Consider the following 24,939-nt stretch of genomic DNA (forward strand, 5'->3'; position numbering starts at 1 on the left):
GAAGATGATTACCATGACCGGCAAGACGATACGTAGGTGGTGGGCGCTGTTCGCGCTGCCCACGTTCGCCGCGTTCGTGATCGGGTTCGTGGTGCCGTTCGTGATGGGCGTGTACCTGAGCTTCTGCAATTTCACCACGGTGACGGACGCCGAGTTCGTCGGACTGGAGAACTACACGCGGGCCCTGCAGGACGGCGAGTTCCTGCGCTCGCTGGTGTTCACCACGCTGATGACGATCGTGACGACGGTGGTGATCAACGTGGCCGCGTTCGCGATCGCGTACATGCTCACCAAGAAGATCAAAGGCTCCACGATCTTCCGTTCGGTGTTCTTCATGCCGAACCTGATCGGCGGCATCATCCTGGGCTACATCTGGCTGCTGCTGCTCAACGGCGTGCTGGCGCATTGGTCGCGCTCGATCACCTATTCGGGCGTGTACGGCTTCTGGGGCATCGTGATTCTGGTGTGCTGGCAGCAGATCGGCTACATGATGATCATCTACATCGCCGGCCTGCAATCCCTGCCCACCGACGTGCTCGAGGCGGCCGCGGTGGACGGCGCGACCGGGTCGCAGACCATGTTCAAGATCATCGTGCCGCTGATGATGCCGAGCATCACCGTGTGCTCGTTCCTGACCGTGACCAACGGCTTCAAGCTCTTCGACCAGAACCTCGCGCTGACCAACGGCGCGCCGAGCAACACGTCCGAGGGCATCGCGCTGAACATCTACCGCACCTTCTACGGCCGCGTCGGCTGGGAGGGCGTGGGCCAGGCCAAGGCCGTGCTGTTCTTCGTGCTCGTGGCCGTGATCGCCGTCATCCAGAACAAGCTCACCACCAGCAAGGAGGTGTCCGCGTGAACACCGAAACCGTCAAGCATCCCCGCCTGTGGACCGTGTTCTTCTCACTGGTCTCGATCGTGTGGGTGTTCCCCATCGTCCTGGTCCTCATCAACTCCTTCAAGCAGAAGGCGTACATCTCCAAGGACGCGTTCTCCCTGCCCACCGGCAAGGCGTTCGTCGGACTGGAGAACTACGTGCGCGGCGTCGAGACGACCGACCTGTTCGCCAGCTTCGGCTGGACCGTGGTCACCACCGTCGGTTCGGTCTTGCTGATCCTGCTGTGCACCTCGATGTGCGCGTGGTGGATCGTGCGCGTGAACAACTGGGCGGCCAAGACCCTGTACGTGCTGTTCCTGTTCAACATGATCGTGCCCTTCCAGATGGTCATGTTCACCCTCTCCAAGCTGGCCGACATGCTGGGGCTCAACACCCCCTGGGGCCTGTGGGTCGTCTACCTGGGCTTCGGCGCGGGACTCGCGGTGTTCATCTTCACCGGCGTGGTCAAGGGCATCCCGGTCGAGCTGGAGGAATCCGCGATGATCGACGGCGCCTCCGTGCCGCGCATCTTCTTCCAGATCGTCGTGCCGATCATGCGCCCCTCGATCATCTCGGTCGCGATCCTGCAGGCCATGTGGATCTGGAACGACTACCTGCTGCCCTACCTCACGCTGGACCTGCGCCGCTTCAAGACCATGAGCATCGCGATCCAGTACCTGAAGGGCGGCTACGGTTCGGTGGACATGGGCGCCATGATGGCCTGCCTGGTCCTGGCGATCATCCCCATCATCGTCTTCTACATGCTCTGCCAAAAACACATCATCAAAGGCGTGATGGCGGGAGCGGTGAAGGGCTGATGCCCTTCACATGGACAGGCCGGTGGCCTGTCCATAGCTCCCGCCTGAGCGAGGCGGCAGTCGAGCGAAGGTGGCACTGGGTCCGCGCGTAGCGCGGTCAAAAATCGCAGGGCCGGAGGCGGAGCGGTGAAGGGCTGACGCCCTTCACGTGGACAGGCCGGTGGCCTGTCCATAGCTCCCGCCCGAGCCGGCCAGGCAGGGCCGGTGAGGGTAGCGTTGAGCCCGCCGGAGGCGGTCCGCAATTGCGGGACGGCGCGGTGAAGGGCTGACTCCCCCCCCCCCGGCGCAGCCAGACATACTCGACATAACTGAATATCCATCATCCCAACAAGGAAGTAAGGAAGATCAATGAACAATCTGAAGAAGGCCGTCGCGGTCGTCGCCGCGCTTGCCATGGGTGTCGGATTCGCCGGCTGCGGCAGCAGCAACGCCGATTCCAGCAAAGGCCACGTCTACTTCATGAACAGCAAGTCCGAAATCGTCGACCAGCTGGAGGAGCTCGCCGCGATGTACACCGATGAGACCGGCGTGCAGGTGGACATCCAGACGGCCACCGCGGGCACCTACGACTCCACGATGACCTCCGAGCTGGCCAAGTCGAACGCGCCGACGATGTTCAACATCTCCGGCTACGACCAGTTCGCCAAGTATCAGGACTATGTGGAGCCGCTGCAGGACACCGAGGTGTACAACCTGCTCACCGACGAAGGCAAGGCCTACTCCTACAAGGTGGGCGAGAACGCCTACACCCTGCCGTACGCGGCCGAATGGTACGGCATCATCTACAACAAGGCGATTCTCGAGGAATACTGCGCCAAGGACTATGCGGTGATCGACTCCGCCGACGACATCACCGACTACGACACCTTCAAGGAGGTCGTGGAGAGCATCCAGGAGCATAAGGACGATCTCGGCCTCGACGGCGCCATCGCCACTCCCGGCCTCGACTCCTCCGACACGTACCGCTTCACCGCGCATATGGCCCGCCTGCCGATCTACTACGAGTACAAGGATCTGAACACCACGTTCTCCAGCGAGATCGAAGGCACCTACCTCGACAATTACAAGGATCTTTTCGACCTTGAGCTCAACAACAGCCCGACCGAGGCCGGCCTGATCAGCTCGATGACCTACGACGACTGCACCTCCGAATTCGCGTTGGGCTCGGTGGCGTTCTATCCGAACGGCGTGTGGGCCTATACCCAGATCAAGGACAACGAGGTGGCCGACGAGGACCTCGGCATGCTTCCGTACTTCATGGGCATCGAAGGCGAGGAGGAGAACGGTGTGGCCGGCGTGTACGACGCCAGTTGGGCCGTGAACAAGAACGCCAGCGATCTGGACAAGCAGGCCACGCTCGACTTCATCGAGTGGCTGGTCACCGATGAGGAGGCGCAGCGGGTGCTTGCCAAGGATATGGGCTTCTCCGTTCCGTTCACCACCTTCGGCGACGATATGCAGCCGGACAACCCGCTCACCGAGGCCGCCCGCGCCTACGCCGAGGCCGGTAAGACGGAGATCCGCAGCTTCACCGTGCCGGACCAGCAGTGGCAGGACGACATCGCCAACGCGCTGGTCGAATACGCGCAGGGCACCGGCGACTGGCCCGCGGTCGAAACCGCCTTCGTCGACGGCTGGTCCACCGAGTGGGCCAACAACGAGCAGACCCTCGGCACCGTGCCGGAGGCCACCGCGTTCGACGCCCAGTGACCGATAGCGGCAGCACATCGCGCCGCGCACCCAAACATAGGGGCTTCGCCATCGCGGAGCCCCTATTCGCCGTCCTGAGGCCGGCCGAGACATCTTGGGCCGGGTGCGTCAGGGATCCCTCGACTACGCTGCGCTTCGCTCGGGATGACGATATTACCCGTCATGCTGAGCGGAGCGCAGCGCAGTCGAAGCATCTCCACGCCGATGATGAGCGGTGGGACGCATGACTTGGCCCCCCCGCGCAGAGGCAGCGGGGCCGAGCTGGATGATGTCAGGCGAGCGGCATCGAAGGTCCCGCGGTCACCGCCGACGGGCCCTGAGCGGGGCCGACGGTTGTGGGACGTCGGGAAAGCCTACCGTTCGGCGATGGCGGGCCGGAACATCACCGAGAAGGCGAAGCGTGGCTCGTCCAGACGGTACTGTTCGGCGAGTTTGGGGCCGCAGCTGTTCGAGCCGATGCCCGACTGCCGGTAGTCCACGCAGACGACGGTGGAGCCGGCGCGCTCCAATTCGGCGTTATGCGCCTTGCGCGTCATCTCCTCGGCCGTGTACGGCAGGGCTTGGAAATCGAAGGTGCTCAAACCGTCCGCCGCGGTGCCGGGGCCGGCCAGCACAGTGAACGAGCATTCGTCGTCCGCCAGCCGCGCCCAATCGCAATCGTGGTGGTTGCCGTTCTCCTGCGGCTTGATATACGGCTCGAACATCGAATCCACGGTCCCCTCGAACACGCCGTGCCAGCTGGAGCGGCGCTTGTCGACGTAGCTTTCGTTCGGCCCCAAGCCGCAGTAGCCCACCTGATCCATCCGCTTCGGCACGAACAGGCGCACGCCGAAGCGCGGCAGGAACGGGAAAGCCGTATCGCGCTCCACATCCATCGCCAGCTCGACCGCGCCGGAGGGGTGGATGGTCCATACGGCGTCGATGTCGGCGATGCGCTGCACCACCGGCGCGACCAGCGCCATACGCGCTCTGATCACCACCGGGCGGGAGGAGCGCCCGTCCGCCGTATCCCCATCCGTCGCGAAGGCCTGCGTGGAAGCTTGCGCGACGGGTTGGCCGGCGGCGGAAGACATGGCAATCGAGCCGCCGTTGGCCACGGCTTCAGCCCCGCCCTCATCCGCGGCCACCGCCACCTCGTAGGCGCGGGCGTAGGCGTGGTCGTATCGCGCCCGCATCCACTCGGCCTTGACGTACTGGTCGTTGTCGGTCGGCGCGCGCCAGACGTCCAGCTCCATCGGACGGTCCAACAGCGCACGGTTGCGGTAGACCATCGAAGCGAGCAGACCGGTACGGCGGTCGAACGCGTACCGGAAATCCTCGCCTTCGACCACCAGTTCGGCGCCGCGCTCAAGCACCGTCGGAGTGGCGTGCGCGGCGGCGGCTCGACCCGCGTCGATCGCCTCGTCGCCGGCGTAATCCTCCATCCATTCGCCCGCGCGCCCGGCGGCGAGCTCACGGGCGGTCAGCGCGATCTGATTGCGGTTGTCCCTGGTGGGCACGGCGATCTCGTCGAATCCCAGCTCGAACAGCTCGGGCATCAGCTCCACATCATGCGCGTCCACGGCGTGCGGCGTGAGGTAGCGCAGCACCACGGTGACGCGGCCCGCAACGTCCTCCGGAATATCCAAACCGCCCAGCGAGACCTTGCCTTCGCCGTGCGGTCCAATCGCGTCCAGCTGCGCCCGATCGGCCTCGTCGAACAGATAATACGAGTCGAGCTCGCCGTCGAAATACAGCTCGACCAGTATGGTCGCCGCCTCGCCAAGGGTGAGGAAATCCATGTAGTTGTGCAGCGTCACGGTCGCGTCGGCGCTGTCGAAATCCACCACGCGCGCCGGGCGGTACACGTTGCGGAACTCCGCCAGACCGGTGTGCGGCGTGCGGTCGGGGTAGACCAGGCCGTCCATGCAGAAATTGTTGTCGTGCGGATATTCGCCCGAATCGCCGCCGTACGCGTATTCGCGCCGTCCGGACGCGTTGGTGCCGCGGTCGACCGCATGGTCGCACCATTCCCAGATGAAGTCGCCCACCAGACCGGGGTAGCGCTGGATGCGGGTGAAATAATCCTCCAGATCGCCCGGGCCGTTGCCCATCGCATGGCAGAATTCGCATAGGATATACGGTTTGACGCCGTTGTCGCCGTCGTCGCCGTTCGACCCGTCGCCGCGCGGGCCGTTCTCGGAGAAGTATTCGTCGATGGATTCCACCGTGGGATACATGCGCGAGTGCATGTCGAGATTGCCGAAATCGTAGGTCGCGCGGGCGAGTCCCGCATCGGGGATGCCGGTCGGGGCGGAGGCGCTGCCCGTGTTCTCTTCCGGGACGGACGGCGTGGGCAGGGGCGCGTCACCGGCCGCGTTGGCGCCGGCACCGTCCAGTCGCGCGTCGGAGATGTACCGGGCGGATTCGTAGTGGGTCAGGCGGGTCGGATCGAAGGCCTTCGTCCATGCCAGCGCCGCCTCGAATGTGCAGCCGTACGCGCATTCGTTGCCCATCGACCAGATGATGATGGACGCGTGGTTCTTGTCGCGCTCCACGCAGCGCCGCGTGCGGTCCACGGTGGGTTCCGTCCAGACGGGATTGTCCGCGATGAGCCGGTTCCAGCGTTTCAGGCTCGCCGCCTCGCTCATGTCGGGGTCGATGGCCGAGCTGGTGCCGTGGCTTTCGTTGTCCGCCTCCGCGCACACGAAGAAGCCGAGACGGTCGAACAGATCGTAGAAATGCGGGGCGTTCGGATAATGGCTGGTGCGGATCGCGTTGACGTTATGCTGCTTCATCAACGTCAGGTCGGCCAGCATCTGCTTCTCGCCGATCACCGGCCCGGTCACGGGGTCGGAGTCGTGCCGGTTCACGCCGTGCAGTTTGATCGGACGGCGGTTCACGGTGATCACCTCATGGCCGTCCGTCAGGGTTTTGTCCACCTCGCGCACGCCGACCAGCGAGGTGATCGTCTCATGCTCGGTTTCCAGCACCAGCGTGTACAGGTACGGGTCCTCCGCATTCCACAGATGCGGGGAGTCAATCGCGATGGACAGCGTGCGGGCGGATGCGTCCGTCGGTTCCGTCGTGGCGCCGGAGGGGGCGGCGGCCGCCGTGGCTTGGGTCTCCGCGGAATCGATCGCGTCCGAGGCGGACCGGTCGGCGGCGGGCGCGATGTCCGCGTCGGACGCGCGGGCGTCGGTGGCCTGGCCGTCCGCCACGCGCGCCGCAGCCGACGTGTCCGCCGCGTCCGACTCACCTGCGTCGACCTCGGCGGCATCCGTCGTGTAGCGCGCGGAACCTGCCTCGCGCCTGTCGGCATCATCCGCCTCAAAGCGGGCGGAACCCACTTCGCGTCCATCGGCATCGAACAGACTCGCCGTAACCGCTGTCTCGCCTCCCAGAAACGCGAGCTCAACCGATACGTCGGCGCGAACCGCGGCGGGCGTACCCGGCGTATCCGCCCATGTGATCGGAGTGCGGACGAAATAATCCCAAATCGCGAGCTCAGGGCGGGCCAGCAGATACACATCGCGGAAGATGCCCGACATGCGGAACTTGTCCTGATCCTCCAAATAGCTGCCATCGCACCATTTGAGCACCAGCACGGCGAGCGTGTTGCCGCCCGGTTCCAACACATCGGTCACGTCGAATTCACTGGTGGAGTGCGAAACCTGCGTGTAGCCCACGAACACGCCGTTCACCCACACATAGCAGCAGGAATCCACGCCCTCGAAATTGAGGAACGCGCGCGGGGCGGCCGGATCGGGCGTCCACTCGAAGTCGGTCAGATACACGCCGCACGGATCGTCCTGCGGCACGAAAGGCGGATCGAGCGGGAACGGATAGTTGATATTCGTGTACTGGTGGGCGTCGAAGCCTTGGGTCTGCCACACGCTCGGCACCGGAATCGTGCCGAAGCCGGCAGAAGGATCCGCGTTGAAGCCCTGGTCGAAGAACGCCGGCTCATGACGTCGGTGGGCGCGCTGGACCTCCGCGTCGAGATCCCAGACGCTCGGATAATAGCGGAAATCCCAATCGCCGTTGAGCAGTGTGAGGCGGTCGGAGTCGACGCGGCGCTCGCCGGCCGTGTCCATGCGCCGCGAGGCCGGCACGTAATACGCGCGGTTCGGCATGGTTCCGACGTGCAGATGATTGAGGTCCTCGTAATACCGTTCGATGAACATCGCTGTTCCGCTCCTTAAAGTCCCGTGACGCACGCATGCCGTCGCCGCGTTCCATTATGGCAAGTTCTCCGTCAATGCGCGCACAAGACGCACCAGTCAAACAAGAATTCGCGTATGAATGTGGCAGTTGAGGGGACGCTGCGCTCAATGCGTCGCTGTTCCGTTTCCGTCATGCCGAGCGGAGTCGAGGCATCTCAGACGCGCCATGTCTGAAATCCTTGCGCCCTGGCCCTGCTGCGCTCCGCTCAGGATGCTGCATGTCTGATCGCATGTCCTGCCCAGCTGCATTGCGATGTGACCGCTGAGTGGCCTCGTCCGGGGCCATGTTGGCGACTATCTGCGTTACGGGTAGTGGATTCGGCTGCCCGCGGACATCGATCTGCGTTACGGGTAGTGCCCTTTTGCTGCTATGCCGAGTATGAGGCGCGGAATATCAATAGTGATAGTCCATGAATCGCCAGACCGGCACTACCCGCAACGCAGATCGATGTCCGCAGGGCTGAAAATCCACTACCCGTAACGCAGATAGCCTCTTGCCAAGTGTGCACAACCGCATTCGCGGAGAAGGTCGATCCTTACTTGCGCTTGGCTTGCGTGAGCTGGTAGGCGGCCAGCAGGATGGCCAGCCAGATCACGCCGGCGATGACGGCGACGCGATAGCTCGCCGAGAAGCACATCAGCACCACGACCAGCGCGAGGAACGCGAGCACCGCCCACGGGGTCACGCGCGCGAACGGCAGCTTGAAATGGATGGCATCCAACGCCTCCCGCCCGGACTTGCCCGCCAATGCGGAGTCGGCGGGCGAGAGGCCTGCGGCGACCATGGTGCGGAAACGCATTTCGGTGACCATGATCATCGCCCAGTTGATGATGCCTGCGATGGTGGCGATGGACATGAGATAGTTGAACGCGAATGTGGGCCACAGGAACACGACCACCACGGCCGCCGCGGTGATCGCCGCGGAGACGAGCACGCCCGCCACCGGCACGCCGCGCTTGTTGAGCCTGCCGAGGAAGGCGGGCGCGTTGCCCTGGCGGGCCAGCGAATACAGCATGCGCGAGTTGGCGTACAGGCCGGAATTGTAGACGCTCATCACGGCGGTCAGGCACACGAAGTTGAGGATGCCGGCGGCCGCGTGGATGCCCACCGAATCGAAGATCTGCACGAACGGGCTGGTCTGCCCGTCGATGGTGTTCCACGGCACCACGGCCATGATCACGCCGAGCGCGACGATGTAGAACACGAGGATGCGCCAGACGATGCCGTTGGTGGCCTTCGGAATCGTGACGCGCGGATTCTCCGTCTCACCCGCGGTGATGCCGATCAGCTCGGTCCCGCCGAAACTGAACATCACCACCACCAGCGCCATCAGCAGGCCGGTCCATGAGCCGTCGTCCGCGCGCGACATCAGGCCGTTCGGCAGGAATCCGCCTCCTACGGTGAACCAGTTGGCGAACGAGGCGCGCACGCCCGAGGCGGTGGGCAGCGCGAACACCAGCACGGCGAGGCCTCCGACGATCATGGCCACCACGGCCACGATTTTGATGATCGCGAACCAGAATTCGAATTCGCCGAACTTGCTGACGCCCAGCAGATTCGCGGCCATGATGACGACGAGGAACACCGCCGCCGACACCCATTGCGGAATCGCGGGGAACCAATAGTTCACGAACGATCCGACCACGCTCAGCTCCACCATGGAGACGAGGATGTAGTTGAACCAATAGTTCCAGCCCGACACGAAGCCCGCGCGCTTCGACCAGTATTGCGTCGCGTAGTAGCTGAACGCGCCGGCTTTCGGATCCTCGACCGACATCTCGCTCAGCGCGCGCACGATCATGAAGATCGCGATGCCTCCGATCAGATACGCCAGCAGAATCGACGGGCCCGCCAACGCGATCGATTCGCTGGAGCCATAGAACAGGCCGGTGCCGATGGCGCCTCCCAAAGCGATGAGCTGGATATGGCGGTTCTTCAGGCTTTTGCGCAACGTGCCGGGCACCGGCGGCTCGGCGTTCGCCGCGCTCATGTGTGCCGTTTGCATGCCGGCGGAATTATTGTCGTTCATGGTCACCTTCTTCTCGAACAACGCTCCCGCCATTCTACGGTCGTCTGCCTCCCGTCGCCTCTCTCCGTTCGCTATACGCCCGGGAGCGCCGTGAAACATCGCCGATCACCGTGTTTCACGGTACATTCTGACGGGGGTGTCGCAGGAGGCCTCGTGAAACATTGCAGATCGGCATGTTTCACGGTACATTCCGACGGGGGCATCGCAGGAGGTCTCGTGAAACAGTGTGGATCACCGTGTTTCACGGTACATTCCGACGGGGGCGGAGACGGGCGGCGGCATCGCTTCGGAAGCTCGCGGAATGGATGCCGCTGCTCATCCAATCGACGAACGGAACGGCGGCGCGGGCAGTCCATCCGCGTTACGCAGTGGTGCGGGGCCCCAGCTTGCCCAAGCGTAGCGCACGGCGCAAGGGCGTACGACCTGCGCGGATTCCACGATGACGGCGCCGTCGAGGATGACGGCTGACGCCGGATGGAATACGCCGTCGTTTCCGGCCAACTCGAATCCGGAGCTTGCCGCGTCACAGGAGACGTCATCGCCACCGGCGAAGCGCAGTCCTTCCGCGTGCAGGAAATGGATCCGTATCCTATCCCGTGGTGCGGTATCGGCATGGACACCGCTTATCCGGAGGGTGGGATTCGTACCAAGCTCCGTGCCGGGATCCGCGACGGGCTTCGTGCCGGGGGCCGTGCCAGGCTCTGTGCCGGGATCTGCGACAGGATTTGCGCCCGGATTCGTCGCGCGGTCGTCCGACGGTTCGATGGGCTCCATCCGTGCCGAGAGAAAGGTGGGATTGCGATGGGGCACGTCGGTGCGGCCATACACGGTGGCCAATGCCATATCGGCGAGACGTTCGCCCGGCGTGCGTTTGTCGACCGGGTGGATATTGTCGAATTCGCCGCAGTCGATCAGCGGCACGGTATGCACATGCGGCATCGTCTGCGCGGCATCCCACTGTGCTTCGCGGATCACCGGCCAGTGCAGCGGATCCGCGTCGGCCTCAAAGGTCGCCCTGTCGATCCATTGCGGCAACTGCGCGATGAGGAACGGAAGCGATGCCGGCTCGTCACCGCGATGGTCGCCGTGGGCGGTGCTGCCGTGGACGGTGCTGCTGTGGACGGTGCCGTTTTGAACAGTATTGCTGTGGGCGGTACTGCTGTGGATGGTGCCCGTTTGAACGGTACCGCTTTGGATGGTGCCGTTTTGAACAGTGTTGCTGTGGATGGTACTGCTGTGAACAGTAGCGTTTTGAACAGTACCGCTGTGGGCGGTGCTGGTTTGAACAGTACCGCTTTGGATGGTGTCGCTTTGGACGGTATCGCTTTGGATGGTGCCGCTTTGGACGGTGCCGCCGTGGGCGGTGCTGCTATGAACGGTACATCCACAGTCGCCGGATCTCCGCCATAACGCGCGCCATTCATCGATCAGCGTGCCCAGCAATTCGCGGTAGTCGTCGCAGTAGGCTTCGTCCTCTTCGCCCTGGTACCACAGGAAGCCGCGCAGGGTGAACGGAGCGACCCGGCGCAGCATGGTCTCATACGGGCCGGTCGGCCGATACTGGGAGGTGGGGGTGATCGGCGGCGGCCAAGGGCAGGGGCCAAGCCGGGCGTTCAACACCTCCCACGTCACGTCGGGGTCGATCTGCCGCGCTTCGGACACAGCGGCGTTCCACGCGTCGAATCGCGTCTGCCACGCGCCGGTCTCCTCGGCGAACTGCTCGGCGGTTTTTCCGGCGATGCTCCGCTCGAAGCGCTGCCAATAGCCGCGTCCCGCCTCGCTGGAGCATAGCGCGTCATGGCTCATCCAGCAGGAGATCGATGTGCCGCCGATATAGCAGTCCACGATGCCGATCGGGACTCCGTCGCCCAGTTCGCGTCTGAGCTTGCGAGCGAAGTAGTACGCGACGGCGGACATATATCCACTTGTCTGCGGCGAACAGGCGCACCAGCCGGATTCCGCCTCCGCGGACGGATTGACCTCGCCGGTTTTGGGAGTGTTGTAGAAGCGCAGCAAAGGGTCGTTGCTCGCCGCCACGGCCTGTTCGCCGTGTTCGCTGTTGCGCAGCTCGAGTTCCATATTGCTTTGACCGCCGGCCAGCCATACCTCGCCGATCCAGACGTCATGTACGGTGATGCGTTCGGTTCCGTCGGACAGCGTCAGCCGGTACGGGCCTCCGGCGGGCATCGCGGGCAGATGCGTCAGCCATGCGCCGGAGTCGGCGACGATGGTCGACGATTCTCCCGATAGGGGCCCGTCGGCCGCCGCGTCTGCGTGGGGAGCGTTTTCGACGCGTGGGGACGGCGTGGGCATGGCAGACCCGCATCCGGCTCGCGCGTTTGCGTCTTCGGAGGCGTCGGGTTGGTCGGGTCGGTCGGGTCGGTCGGGTTGATTGGCCTCGGCTTGTATGACGGCCGTCAGCAAGGTGCCGGCCTTACCCGTGCCGAACAGCGCGATGGGTTCGCCGAGTTGCAGCACCATATGGTCGCTGAACACGGCGGCGAGGCGGAACGACGTTCGTCGCGTGCGGTCGAAGGATGGGCCGCCATGACCCGCGGCGGTCGAGGGCGCGCTGCCCGGCGCGGGGCCTGTGGTGATCGCCGACCCCGGTGCCGGCCCTGTTGCGATGCCGCTCATGCGAGTTCCTCCTTATGTGCGCCGGATTTCCCGTCGATGTTGAATGTTTCGTGACGCGTGGTCGTGGAGTCCATATGCCGCTTATTCCTTCCAGGCCTCTTCGCCGAAGCTTTCGATGAACGCGGTGAGTTCCCGCGCCATCTCCTCATGCTCGGCGATGCGGGGATGGCCGGGTGTCGCCGAACCGTTGCGCGAGTAGCGGAACCGCACGATCCTCGGATCGTCAAGTGCGGCGTGGGCGTCGTCGATGGCCGTATCCCATGAGGCGTCATGCATCAGCACCGTGGTGGTCAGGATGATGAGCGCATGCGGATACACGGCCCGCAGCCGCCGCGCGAAATCGGCGTAGCGTTCCCGCCAGTCGCGCGCCTGCTCGCCCTCGTAGTCGTTGGCCATGAAGTCGTGCGGGTTCGCGTCGTTCTGCCCGATCGCCACCACAACCACATGCGGCGTGTACCGCGAGAAATCCCATGGTTTCGACTCGCCGAGGAAGGGGTTGTACTCGATGCGGTCCCACATGCTTTCCTGTCCGACGTAATTCGGTCCGCAGAACCATCCGATGCCGTCGAGCAGGGCGATGCCGCCCTGGGACACGTCGTGAAGCTGCGCATCGAGATTGCGTGCGGTGATGGCCGCGTACGACCACCAGGAGTTGCTGTACGCGCTCAGATCCACATCGGGGTCCGCTTCGCCGACGTATCGCGTCGCCTCGTTGCGCTCGCCGCAGGAGACGGAGTCCCCATACACTTCGATGCGGCGTGAGGGGGCCGGATCGGCGGGGGCGAGCACCCGCGCGCCCGCGTCGGCCTCGAATCCCAGCAGTTCGATGTAGTGCTCGCCGTCCTGCCGTTTGAACACGGTGACCTCATGCTCGATGTCGGGCAGTCCCTGCGCGAGGGTCAGCGTCACTTCGACGTCGTCCGCCGGAATGCGCGCTTTGGTCTGGAATCCGTCGAGCGCCACTCCGATATGGTTGTCGCCGTAGTTGCGGTGGTTGATCAGGCGCATGCTTAGCGAGGTGCCGGTGAATCGGAATGATGTCTGGGTGTAGGGATGAACCCAGACGGGGCGCGTTGGGTCGGCGTCGTCGATGCGTCCCATAACGCGCAGGGCTGCGTCGTTGGGCGCGATCGTCCGGCGGTGCGGCAGGGATGAAGCCGAAGCTGTGTCGTACATGGTTCTCCTCATGATCGTCTGCGATGCCGGGATGGTCTCGGCGTGCAACCGTCGTTTGAAACGGCAGTTGACATTAACCGGTTAAGTTGTATGATACTGCTTACTCGCACACAAGCCACATGCATGGAGTGTTGCGTCGGCGCGGACGCGAGAAGAGACGGATTCACCCGTACCGGATACACGTTCAAAAAGTCGCGTCGGTGCGGTCGCGAGGAGAGACGTCGGATTCGACGGCGCGTATCCGTCGCGCCACGTGACGACCCACAGAAAGGAAACAGCCAATGGACTATCCGAAGGAGTTCGTGTTCGGCACGGCGACGGCGGCATACCAGATCGAGGGAGCGGTGGACGAGGACGGCCGCTGCCCCTCGATCTGGGACACCTTCAGCCATACGCCCGGGGCGACGCTCGCCGGCGATACCGGCGATGTGGCCACCGACTCCTACCATCGTTGGCGAGAGGACCTTGCGCTGCTGTCCGATCTCGGCGTGGACGCCTATCGGTTCTCCGTCGCGATGCCCCGTGTGATGCCATCCGCGGATGGCGCCATCAACCACAAAGGGCTCGATTTCTACGAGGGCGTCGTCGATGGGCTGCTGGAACGCGGCATCAGACCCGTCGTCACGCTGTACCACTGGGACCTGCCGCAGTATCTCGAGGACGCCGGCGGCTGGCTGAACCGCGACACCGCCTACCGTCTGGCGGAATACGCCGGTGCCGTAGCCTCGCGACTGGGTGATCGCGTGGACACCTACACCACGTTGAACGAGCCCTGGTGCTCGTCCTATCTCAGCTACGGCGCCACCGAGCACGCGCCGGGGCTGGGATTGGGGCCGGGGGCGTTCCCCGCGGTGCATCACCTCAATCTCGCGCATGGGCTGATGGTCGAGGCGGTGCGTGGCGAGATCGGAGAGCAGGCCCGCTGTTCGGTGACGCTGAACCTGCAGTTCAACCGCGGCGACGCCGACGCCGTGCATCGTCTGGATCTGATCGGCAACCGCGTGTGGCTCGACCCGATGCTGCGCGGCTATTACCCCGATGAGCTGTTCGCCGTCACCAAGGGCATCTGCGATTGGGGATTCGTCCAAGATGGCGATTTGGAGCGGATCCACCAGCCGCTTGACGTGCTGGGCATCAACTACTATTCCACCAATCTGGTGGCGATGAGCGACCGTCCGCAGTTCCCGCAGTCCACGGCCGCGTCCACCTGCCCCGGCGCCAGCGATGTGGATTGGCTGCCCACGCCGGGCGCGCATACGGATATGGGCTGGAACATCGACCCCGATGGCCTGTACGACCTGTTGGTGAGGGTGCACAACGACTATCCCGAAATTGCGCTGATGGTCACCGAAAACGGCATGGCCTGCAAGGACGAGGTCTCCGTGGATGAGAACGGGCGCAAGGCCGTGCACGACGCGGATCGCATCGACTACCTCTCGCGGCATTTCGAGGCGGCTCGCCGCGCGCTTGACGCGGGCGTTCCGTTGCGGGGGTACTTCGTGTGGTCGCTGCTGGATAATTTCGAATGGTATTACGGCTATGCCAAGCGTTTCGGCATCACCTATGTGGATTACGCCACCCAGGAGCGCATTCCCAAGGACAGCTTCCTGTGGTACCGCGATATGCTCGCGGCCCGACGCCGGTAGACGGCCGGGCGTCGCGTGAGCCCCGCCGTTCGGCGCGATGGGCGGCTCGTGGTCGCCGCCTGCCGACGCACTGGCGGCCGCCGTCTGCCTGCGTCCGTCGGATAAGCGTATGCGATATGATGATGGCCCGCTCCCGAAGCGAACTGCCTCCATTTCTTGGACACGAGAAATGGAGGCAGTTCACGCTGGGGGAGCGGGCCATCGCATTTGCGCGACACGCGCATCATTGCCAACTTAAGCGCTTGAGTCTATACTGAAGTTACTTAACCGCTTGAGTGAAGTGCGTGGATGCGCTCACGTCGCGGCTCAGGGCGAATGGTGACGACGCCGTTCGGCAACGAGAAAGGAACAATCACGATGAAACAGAGAGTGTCGCGGACATTGCGCAAGGCCGCCGCCGCGGTCGCAGTGCTCGCTTCCGTGGTATCGATGTCCGCGTGCGGCGCGAACTCCGCCACCTCGAACGGGAACATCGTCAGCGTGTTCCCCGGCACCACCGGCACCATCAACGAGAACTTCAACCCGTTCTCGCCCACGGCGCTGGCGCCGACGCTGGGCGTCATCTACGAGACGCTGTACTGGTACAACCTGGCCTCGGAATCCGACCCCACGCCGATGCTGGCCACCGACTACGAGTGGAACGAGGACGGCTCCGAGCTGGTCATCACCACCCGCGAGGGCGTCACCTGGCAGGACGGCGAACCCTTCAGCGCCCGTGACGTGGCCTTCACCTTCAACCTCATCCACGACACTCCGGCCCTGAACGCCAGCGGCTCCGCATGCACGGCCGAGGTCATCGACGACAACCACGTCAGGCTGGTCTTCCCGACCGACACCGACGACGGAGAGCCCTTCACCGGCGCCTACATGCAGGAGGGCGGCATCCTCGCCGGCCAGGCCATCGTGCCCGAGCATCTGTGGAAGGACATCGCCGATCCGGTGAGCTACACCAACTCCGACCCCGTCGGCACGGGCGCGTTCAAGCTGAGCAAGTTCACCTCCCAGTCCTACATGCTCGAGGCCTACGACGGCTACTGGAACGGCGCCCCGAAGATCGACGGCGTGCGGTACATCACGCTCAACGACGCCTCCGCCGCCACCAGCGCGCTGCTGGCCGGCGAGGTCGACTGGATGAGCGCCTACATCGCCAATCTGGACGTGTTCCTGGAAAGCAACAAGGACATCGACTACGCGAATACCCCGCGTCTGACCACGGTGATCATGACCTGCTCGAACGCGGATATGGGCTGCGCCGGACCGCAGACCGACCCGGCCGTGCGCCAGGCGATTTACTACGCGATGGACCGTGACCAGCTCAACCGTCTGGCGGGCGGCGGATACGGCGAGGTGGCGTCTCCCACGCTGCTGATGTCCGACCGCGACGGCCAGTGGATCACCGACAAGGATCTGGTCTCCGCGCCGCAGGACGCGAACGTCGAGAAGGCCGCCGAGATTCTCGACGAGGCCGGCTGGGTCATGGGCGACGACGGCGTGCGTGAGAAGGACGGCGAGAAACTCACCATGACCATCCAGACCGTCGCCGGATGGTCGGACTACATCCTCATCAACGACACGCTCAAGCAGCAGCTGGCCAAGGTGGGCATCGAGCTGGAGACCACGCAGACCTCATGGAACGAGTGGAACAACAACGAGACCACCGGCAACTACCAGCTCTCGCTCGATTCCATCGGCCTGGGCGTCACCGACGACCCCTACTACACCTACAGCCCGCGTCTGTACAGCGAGAACACCACCGAGGTGGGCGTGACCTCGTCCGGTCAGAACTACGCGCGCTATGTGAACGCCGAGGTCGACGAGGCCATCGAGAACGCCGCCGGCACCGACGACAAGGAGGAGCGCAAGGCCTACTACGCCATCGTGCAGGAGCGGCTGATCGAGGACCTCCCTACATCCCCATCTACGTCAATTCGATGATGACCGAATACAACGGCTCGCGCTTCACCGGCTGGCCCGAGGAAGGCGACATGTACGCGCTCCCCGCGGCATGGAAGGCCTGGGACATGGGCATCATCCTGCAGCGGATCGAACCGGTCGAGTGACGGACCTACGAGAGAAAGCCAAGAGGACAATATGAAATATTTCGCTCGCAAACTGGGCTTCTACGTGGTGGCCCTCTGGGCGGCGCTGACGCTCAACTTCTTCCTGCCGCGCATCATGCCCGGCGATCCCGTCGACATCATGGTCTCCAGGCTCGCGCAGAAGGGCCAGGTCACCGAGGCGACCCGCCAGGCCATCGAACTGCTGCTGGGCGCGGACGACTCCGTGCCGCTGTGGCAGCAGTACCTCAACTACTTCGCGCAGATCTTCCGCGGCGACCTCGGCGTCTCCGTGGCCTATTTCCCTACGCCGGTGGCCACGGTCATCTCCGAGACCCTGCCCTGGACCGTCGGTCTGGTCGGCGTCTCCACCATCATCGCCTTCCTGCTGGGCGTCACCCTGGGCACCATCGCCGGATGGAAGCGCGGCAGCTGGGTGGACAACCTCATCCCCGTGACCACCCTGTTCCAGTCAATCCCCTACTTCTGGCTCGCGTTGATCCTGCTGTACGTGTTCGCGCTGCAGATCCACGCATTCCCCCTGTACGGCGGCTACGACGTATGGAACGTGACGCCGGGCCTGAGCTGGGACTTCGTCGGCTCCGTGATCCGCTACGGCACCCTGCCCGCCCTGACCATCGTGATCTCGTCGGTCGGTGGATGGATGCTCGGCATGCGCAACATGATGGTGACCACGCTCAGCGAGGACTACATCCTCACCGCCGAGGCGAAGGGCCTGTCCCGCGGGCGCATCATGCGCTCCTACGCCGCCCGCAACGCCATCATGCCGTCGATCTCCGGTTTCGCGATCTCGCTGGGATTCGTGGTGGCCGGCTCCGTGGTCGCCGAATCGGTGTTCTCCTATCCCGGCATCGGCTTCGCGCTGCTCACCGCCGTGCAGAACAACGACTACACGCTGATGCAGGGCATCTTCCTGATCATCACGATCTCCGTGCTCGGCGCCAACCTGCTGATGGATCTGCTGTACGGCGTCATCGATCCGCGCACCAGGACCCAGGGCTGAAAGGAAACGCATCATGTCATCCACAACCGCAACCCGCAAACGCGCAACCCGCAAAGCCGATTCGATGCTTCCCCCGATGACCCCCAAGCTGGGCATAGGCCTCGGCATCGTCGCGACGATCGTCCTGTTCGGCGTGTTCGGCCCCATGGTGCTGGGCGACCCCAATGCCATTGACGACATCGGTCTGACCGGCCCCAGCGCCCAGCACTGGCTGGGCACCACCCAGACCGGCCAGGACGTGTTCACCCAGCTGGCCTACGCCTGCCGCGGATCGCTGTTCATCGGCCTGACCGTGGGCGTGCTCACCGTGCTGCTGTCGAGCTTCGTCGGCATCGTGGGCGCCTACATGGGCGGCGCGGTCGACGAGATCTTCTCGCTGCTGTCGAATGTGATGCTCGTCATCCCCGGCCTGCCGCTGATGATCGTCATCGCCAGCTATGTGCCGAACAAGTCCGCGTTCCTCATCGCCTGCGTGCTCGCGCTCACCTCCTGGGCCGGACCGTCCCGCGTGCTGCGAGGCTTCACGATGTCGGTGCGCAGCAGGGACTACGTGCTCGCCGCCCGCGTGGCGGGTGAGAAGCCCTGGCGCGTGCTGTTCGTGGAGATTTTCCCGAACCTGATCCCGCTGCTCGCCTCCCAGGCGATGTCCGCGGTCATCGCGGCGATTCTGGGCGAGGCCGGTCTGTCCTACCTCGGTCTGGGCGCCACCGACTCCATGACCTGGGGCACCATGCTCTACTACGCGCAGAACGGCATGAGCCTGCTGATGGGCGCATGGTGGTGGTTCGCCCCTCCGGGCCTGTGCATCGCCCTGTTCGGCGCTGCTCTCGCGCTGATCAACTTCTCGGTGGACGAAATCATCAACCCCAAGCTCAAAGCCGCCACCCGCGCCCAGATCAAGCAGTGGAAGCGTGAGGAGAAGGCCGGCAAAGCCCGCTCCGACCAGCGCCACGCCGCCGCTCTCGGCGCCGCAACCGCAAAGGAGGCGATCGCATGACCGCGCAGACCTCAACAATCCAACCGCAGACTCCGTCCCACGAGGCGAATCCGGTGCTGGAGATCGACGACTTCTGCGTCGAATACCGTGGAGAGAAAACCGTGCAGGCCGTCAAGCATGTGAGTCTTTCGCTCGGCCGCGGCGAGGTGCTCGGCCTGGCCGGCGAGTCCGGTTGCGGCAAATCCACGCTGGCCTACGGCGTCAACCGCCTGCTCAAGCCTCCGGCGGTGGTGACCGCGGGCCGTGTGATCTTCAATTCGCGCGAGGGCTATCCGATCGACATCCGGGCCCTGGAGGGCGACGACCTGCGCATGTTCCGTTGGGAGAAGATCTCGATGGTGTTCCAAGGCGCGATGAACTCGCTCAACCCGGTCAAGAAGATCAAGGACCAGCTGGGCGACGTGTTCATCACCCACCGCCCGGAGATGGGACGCAGGGAACGCCTGAACAAGTGCGGCGAGCTGCTGGAGCGCGTCGGCGTGAGCCGCGACCGCCTCAACTCCTACCCGCACGAGCTGTCCGGCGGCATGCGCCAGCGCGTGATGATCGCCATGGCCATGGCGCTCGATCCGCAGGTGATGATCATGGACGAGCCGACCACCGCGTTGGACGTGGTGGTGCAGCGCGAGATCCTGCGCGAGATCACCCGCCTGAAGGACGAGCTCGGCTTCGCGGTGATCTTCATCACCCACGACCTGCCCCTGCTGCTCGAGATCTCCGACCGCATCGCCGTGATGCGCCAAGGCGAGATCGTCGAACTCAACGATGCGGTGGAGATCTACCAGCATCCGCAGAACGAGTACACCGCCAAGCTGCTGTCCAGCTTCCCGTCGCTGACCGGCGACCGCGGCTCGTTCATCCGCACCGGATCCGAAGACCTGGAAAGCGGCACCTCGCCGTTCGCCGTGAAGGAGGCGTGACATGAGCACCTTGGAAGTCAGGGACGTCGTCAAGGAATACACCATCCGCAACGGACTCAAGTCCTCGAAGCTGCTGGCCTCGAACCATGTGAGCTTCACGCTCGAATCCGGCAAGACCATCGCCCTGGTGGGGCAGTCGGGCTCCGGCAAGTCCACCATCGCCAAGATGGTGCTGGGATTGGAATCGCCCACCAGCGGCGAGATCCTCATCGACGGCGAGCATCCGGGCAAGGGGCGCGCGGCTCAGCGGAAATTCCGCAAAACCGTGCAGATGGTGTTCCAGGATCCGTACGCCTCGCTCAACCCATTCCACACGGTCGAGCACCATATCGCCCGTCCGATGAAGATCCACCACCCCGGCATGAGCAACGCGGAGATCCACAAGCGCGTGCTGGAACTGCTCGAACGCGTCCGCCTGACCCCGGCGGAGGACTTCGCCGGACGCCTGCCCGGCGAGCTGTCCGGCGGCCAACGCCAGCGCGTGGCCATCGCCCGCGCGCTGGCCCCCGAGCCGAGCATCCTCATCGCCGACGAGCCGGTCTCCGCTCTGGACGTGTCGATCCGACTCGGCGTGCTGAACCTGCTGGCCCGCCTGCAGCGCGAGGAGCATCTCGGCGTGCTGTACATCACCCACGACATGGCCACCGCGCGCCACTTCTCCGACGAGATCATGGTGATGCGCAAGGGGCAGATCGTGGAGCATGGGCCGGCGGACGAGGTGATCCTCCACCCGACCGACGAGTACACCAAGACGCTGATCGGCGCCGCGCCAGATCCGGACCGCCGCATCGCCGAACTGACACGCCAGGCCGCCTGACGCGACGGGCATGCGGATGGGCCGCGCGGATCGCACGCGCGGCCCATGCCGAACGATTCATATAGAAAGAGGGACCCCAATATGACCACCACCACCTTGTACCGCGTGCCGTCCACCTTCGCCGCGTTGCGCGACGGATGGACGCTGACCGCGCTCAACCCGCAGGCCGCGCCGGCCGAACTGCGCGACCGTCTCGCCGCGGGCATCCCCGCAACCGTGCCGGGGGAGGCGACCTTGGACCTGCTCAACGCCGGTCTTATCGACGATCCGTTCGACGGCGACAACGAAACCCGCCAGCAGTGGATCGGCGACATCGACTGGCGGTTCACCTGCCGGTTCACCTGGCATGACGACGGCAGCGACCGCCACGATCTGGTCGCCTACGGTCTCGACACCATCGCCTCGGTCTCGCTGAACGGACGGCCGGTGGGCGCGACGGCGAACTTCCACCGTTCCTACCGCTGGGACGCGCGCGGCCTTCTGCGCGACGGCGAGAACGAGCTGACGGTGTCGTTCGCCTCGCCGGTGCGCGAATCCGATCGTCGCGAACAGGAGCGCGGCTATTATCCGCACACCGAACATCACGCGTTCAACCAGATCCGCAAGCCCAGCTACTCCTTCGGGTGGGACTGGGGTATCGATGTCGCCAACGCCGGCATCTGGCGTGAGATCGGCATCGACTCGTGGAGCGGCGTGCGTCTGGACGAGGTGCGTCCGTTGGTCGACGTCAGGCCGGACGGCGCCGGCGTGCTCACCGTGCATGTGACGGTCGAACGCGCCGGCGAAGGACGGGTGATGACGCCGTACGATCCGAGGCGCACGCCCGCCGAGGTGCCGGTGGAGATCGCTCTCACCGGACATGGCGAGAGCCGGACGGCCTGTTGCGTGGTGGAACGTGGCCGCTCCATGGGCATGGCGGTGGTCGAGGTCCCCGACGCGCGCCTGTGGTGGCCTCTCGGATACGGCGACCAGCCGTTGTACGACGTGGCCGTGTCCGCCGGCGAAGGCGCGGCGTCCTGGCGGGGACGGGTCGGCTTCCGCTCCGTGCGTGTCGACACCCGCGCCGACGAGGTCGGACGGCCCTTCCAGATCTACGTCAACGACGTGCCGGTGCACGCCCGCGGATACAACTGGATTCCCGACGACGCGTTCATCACGAGGGTGTCGCGCGCGGACTACGAACGCGGCATGAGGGATCTGGTCGAATCGAACTCCAATATGGTGCGCGTGTGGGGCGGCGGCATCTACGAGGCCGACGCGTTCTACGACATGTGCGATGAGCTGGGCGTGATGGTCTGGCAGGACTTCATGCTCGCCTGCGCGGCCTACCCGGAGGACGCCGAAACCCGCGAGGAGGTCGAGGCCGAGGCGCGGCAGGCCATCGCGCGGTTGAGTCCGCATCCGAGCCTGACGGTGTGGAACGGCTCGAACGAGAACTATGTGGCCTATAGCGAATGGGGCGGCTACAAGCAGTCCCTGCGTGACGACGACCGTGCCGCGAACGCCTACGGCTACGGCGAGAAACCGTGGGGCGACCACTACTATGCCGAACTGTTCCCCGCGCTGCTGGCCGAACTGGATCCGACGCACGCGTATCTGCCCAGCTCCCCGATGAGCTTCACCCAGTTCACGGCGGCCAACCTCGACACCGACGGCACCATGCATATCTGGGACGCGTGGAACCGCGCCGACTATCGCGTGTACGCCGAGTACAAGCCGCGTTTCGCCGATGAGTTCGGCTATCAGGCGCCGCCGGCGTTCAGCACGCTGACCAAGGTGGTGCATGATAAGCGTCTGGATCCGTTCGGCGAGCAGATGCTGGTGCATCAGAAGGCGTCGGGCGGCAACTACAAGCTGGCCCGGGGCATGCGTTCCCATCTGACGCCGGGCAATCTGAACGACGTGAGCTTCGGCGGCGTGGTGAACGGCGATCCGTCCGACGGCGAGCACAGCTGGCTGATCCCCACCGACGACTGGAACGACATCGAGGACTGGCATTGGGCGTGCCAGCTGCAGCAGGCCCAGGCCATGCGCTTCGGCGTGGAGCATATGCGCTCCTTGGAACCGGTGAACGCCGGCGCGCTGATCTGGCAGCTGAACGACGATTGGCCTGTGGTGAGCTGGGCCGCGGTGGACTTCGACGGTCACCGCAAGCCGGTGTGGTACGCGTCCCGCGACTTCTTCGCGCCCCGACTGGCGACGATCCAGCCCCGCGTCAGCGAGGAGTACCGCGCGACCCACAGTTGGGAGGGGGTCGCGGTCGTGGCCGACCATCTTGCGCTGGTGGTGCTGAACGACACCCGTGAGGCGTGGTCCGGCACTTGGACGGTGGAACGCCGTTCATTGGACGGCGCGGTGCTCGCCAGCGAAACCCATGAGGTGTCGCTGGGCGCAGTGTCGCATGCGACCGTCGCGCTGGGACGCGATGTCTCGACCTTCGGCGATCCGCGGAACGAGCTTGTGGTGGCCACGGCCTCGGACGGGGCGTTCGCGCGTGTCATCCACAATCCGGCCGAGGTCGTCGACCAGCGGCTGACGCGCGCGGCCGAGGCGTTGCGCGTCGAGGCCACGGCGGCCGATGGCGGCTACAGGCTGGCCGTGACGGCGAACGCGTATGTGCGCGACCTGTTCTGCATGGTGGATAAGGTCGACGCCCATGCGTCGGTCGATGGGGGCATGGTCTCCCTGTTGCCGGGGGAGACGGTGGAATGGTTCGTCCGTTCCGACGCCGACGTCGAACCTGACCGTTTCGCCGCGGCGAACGTGCTGCGCTGCGCCAATGATCTGAAGCGATAGGACGCGGCTTGACAGGATGCCTGACGGGGCGTCATGGGGACGAACGTTCCCATGGCGCCCCGAGTCTTGTCGGCAAGGACTACACTGGAGAATCAGTGTATTAAGCGTTACAGCGAGAGAGTGGTATTGGTATGCCGGCGCAGAAAAGCAAGGTGACGATTTTCGACGTGGCCAAGGCCTCCGGCGTGTCCAGCAGCGCGGTGTCGTATGCGTTGAATGGCAAGCCGGGCGTGTCCGAGGAGACGCGCGCCAAAGTGCTGGACATCGCGCGCGAGCTGGGATGGAAGCCCAACGGCGCGGCCCAGGCGCTGGCCAAGGCGCGTACGCGGCGAATCGGCCTGGTGCTGGGATACGATCCGAAACTGCTGGCCGTGGAATCGTACATGATGGAGCTGCTGTCCGGTCTCAGCGCGGAGTTGGAGCGGCACGACTATGCCCTGTTGCTGCGTATGGCGGTTGGCCGCGACGCGAAGATCGCCATTATCAAGGATTGGATCGCCACGGGCAGCGTGGATGGTCTGCTGCTGCTCAATCTGGAGATCGGCGATCCGAACGTCGAGCTGCTGAAGGGGCACCCGGAGATGCCGGTGCTGGCATTGGCCGACCCCTCACTGACCGGTGGATTGCCGACGTTGAGCAGCGATGATGCCGGTGCCGTGGACATGGCGATGCGTTATCTCGCGGAGCTGGGGCACACCCGCGTCGCCCGTGTGGCGGGGCCGGAGGCGTTGGGTCATTCGTATATCCGAGATGCCGCGTTTTCGCAGATCACCGCCGAACTGGGCATCACCTACCGGTGCCTGCACACGGACTATACGCCGGAAAGCGGCGCTGAGGCCACCAAACTGCTGCTGAGCCTGACTCCTCGTCCGACCGCGATCATTTATGACAACGATGTGATGGCGTTGTCGGGATTGGGCGTGGCGACGGGAGCGGGTGTGTCCGTGCCGGGCGAACTGTCGCTGATGTCATGGGATGATTCGTTCATGTGCACGGCCGCCTATCCCAACATCACGGCGATGGGCCGCGACGTGGTCGGGTCGGGACGGCAGGCCGCCCAGCTGCTGCTCAAACTCGTCGATGGCGGGGAAGTCGGTTGCGTGGAGGAATCTCCGTATCAATTGCGGGCGCGCGCCTCCACCGCGGCGCCGCAGGCGTAGCCGATGTGGCGCGCTTGAATGACTTAAGCGTTTAATGTATAGTGTGCAGTGTGATGCAAAACGAAGCGC

At 64.7% G+C, this 24,939-nt stretch carries 16 protein-coding genes; 12 read left to right on the top strand and 4 right to left on the bottom strand.

The genetic code is table 11. From position 1 onward, the window contains the following. Positions 1-4 precede the first annotated feature (4 nt). The 3 genes from BL8807_RS04655 (at position 5) to BL8807_RS04665 (ending at position 3,405) form a co-directional block, all read left to right on the top strand. The gene (locus BL8807_RS04655; protein WP_072726886.1) at positions 5-859 is read left to right on the top strand and encodes a carbohydrate ABC transporter permease; all 855 of its coding nucleotides are present in this window, start codon (positions 5-7) and stop codon (positions 857-859) included. Beyond that, positions 856-1,695, top strand: coding sequence for a carbohydrate ABC transporter permease (locus BL8807_RS04660; RefSeq protein ID WP_072726887.1), 840 nt, complete (start codon positions 856-858; stop codon positions 1,693-1,695). The genes BL8807_RS04655 and BL8807_RS04660 overlap by 4 nt, the downstream gene beginning before the upstream one ends. A gap of 348 nt (positions 1,696-2,043) precedes the next feature. After that, entirely contained in the window at positions 2,044-3,405 is a 1,362-nt protein-coding gene (locus BL8807_RS04665; RefSeq protein WP_072726888.1) for an ABC transporter substrate-binding protein, read from the top strand. Positions 3,406-3,758: 353 nt separating this feature from the next. On the opposite strand, the gene BL8807_RS04670 is transcribed toward BL8807_RS04665, so the two are convergent. The 4 genes from BL8807_RS04670 to BL8807_RS04685 form a co-directional block, all read right to left on the bottom strand. Beyond that, a complete protein-coding gene (locus BL8807_RS04670) occupies positions 3,759-7,571 on the bottom strand; it encodes a glycoside hydrolase family 2 TIM barrel-domain containing protein (protein ID WP_072726889.1) in 3,813 nt (1,270 codons plus the stop codon). 575 nt (positions 7,572-8,146) lie between these two features. Continuing rightward, a complete protein-coding gene (locus tag BL8807_RS04675) occupies positions 8,147-9,616 on the bottom strand; it encodes an amino acid permease (RefSeq protein ID WP_094725217.1) in 1,470 nt (489 codons plus the stop codon). A 339-nt stretch (positions 9,617-9,955) separates the two neighbouring features. Next, entirely contained in the window at positions 9,956-12,277 is a 2,322-nt protein-coding gene (locus BL8807_RS11965) for a sialate O-acetylesterase family protein (RefSeq protein WP_072726890.1), read from the bottom strand. A gap of 81 nt (positions 12,278-12,358) precedes the next feature. Beyond that, entirely contained in the window at positions 12,359-13,378 is a 1,020-nt protein-coding gene (locus BL8807_RS04685) for an SGNH/GDSL hydrolase family protein (protein WP_370737562.1), read from the bottom strand. 356 nt (positions 13,379-13,734) lie between these two features. On the opposite strand from BL8807_RS04685, the gene BL8807_RS04690 reads away from it, so the two are divergent. The 9 genes from BL8807_RS04690 to BL8807_RS04725 all read left to right on the top strand — a co-directional run bounded on the left by BL8807_RS04690 (position 13,735) and on the right by BL8807_RS04725 (position 24,870). Beyond that, complete coding sequence (locus tag BL8807_RS04690; RefSeq protein ID WP_072726892.1) at positions 13,735-15,099, top strand: GH1 family beta-glucosidase; 1,365 nt, start codon at positions 13,735-13,737, stop codon at positions 15,097-15,099. Positions 15,100-15,456: 357 nt separating this feature from the next. Continuing rightward, positions 15,457-17,034, top strand: a complete 1,578-nt coding sequence (locus BL8807_RS04695) for an ABC transporter substrate-binding protein (RefSeq protein ID WP_226847479.1) — start codon at positions 15,457-15,459, stop codon at positions 17,032-17,034. Further along, positions 17,031-17,159, top strand: coding sequence for a hypothetical protein (locus BL8807_RS12105; protein WP_264298333.1), 129 nt, complete (start codon positions 17,031-17,033; stop codon positions 17,157-17,159). The genes BL8807_RS04695 and BL8807_RS12105 overlap by 4 nt, the downstream gene beginning before the upstream one ends. 31 nt (positions 17,160-17,190) lie before the next feature. After that, positions 17,191-18,180, top strand: a complete 990-nt coding sequence (locus BL8807_RS04700; RefSeq protein ID WP_072726893.1) for an ABC transporter permease — start codon at positions 17,191-17,193, stop codon at positions 18,178-18,180. Between the two features lie 13 nt (positions 18,181-18,193). Further along, positions 18,194-19,177, top strand: coding sequence for an ABC transporter permease (locus tag BL8807_RS04705; protein ID WP_083570319.1), 984 nt, complete (start codon positions 18,194-18,196; stop codon positions 19,175-19,177). After that, positions 19,174-20,097 carry an ABC transporter ATP-binding protein gene (locus BL8807_RS04710; RefSeq protein ID WP_072726895.1) on the top strand — a complete coding sequence of 308 codons (924 nt, stop codon included), beginning with the start codon at positions 19,174-19,176 and terminating at the stop codon, positions 20,095-20,097. The genes BL8807_RS04705 and BL8807_RS04710 overlap by 4 nt, the downstream gene beginning before the upstream one ends. Position 20,098: 1 nt before the next feature. Then, positions 20,099-20,914 carry an ABC transporter ATP-binding protein gene (locus BL8807_RS04715; protein ID WP_072726896.1) on the top strand — a complete coding sequence of 272 codons (816 nt, stop codon included), beginning with the start codon at positions 20,099-20,101 and terminating at the stop codon, positions 20,912-20,914. A gap of 81 nt (positions 20,915-20,995) precedes the next feature. Beyond that, entirely contained in the window at positions 20,996-23,710 is a 2,715-nt protein-coding gene (locus tag BL8807_RS04720) for a glycoside hydrolase family 2 protein (protein ID WP_072726897.1), read from the top strand. A 131-nt stretch (positions 23,711-23,841) separates the two neighbouring features. After that, positions 23,842-24,870 (top strand): LacI family DNA-binding transcriptional regulator, encoded by a 1,029-nt coding sequence (locus BL8807_RS04725; protein ID WP_072726898.1) that lies wholly within the window; start codon positions 23,842-23,844, stop codon positions 24,868-24,870. The last annotated feature ends 69 nt before the right edge of the window (positions 24,871-24,939 follow it).

Origin of the sequence: Bifidobacterium lemurum (assembly GCF_014898175.1) — a bacterium.
GTDB lineage: Bacteria > Actinomycetota > Actinomycetes > Actinomycetales > Bifidobacteriaceae > Bifidobacterium > Bifidobacterium lemurum.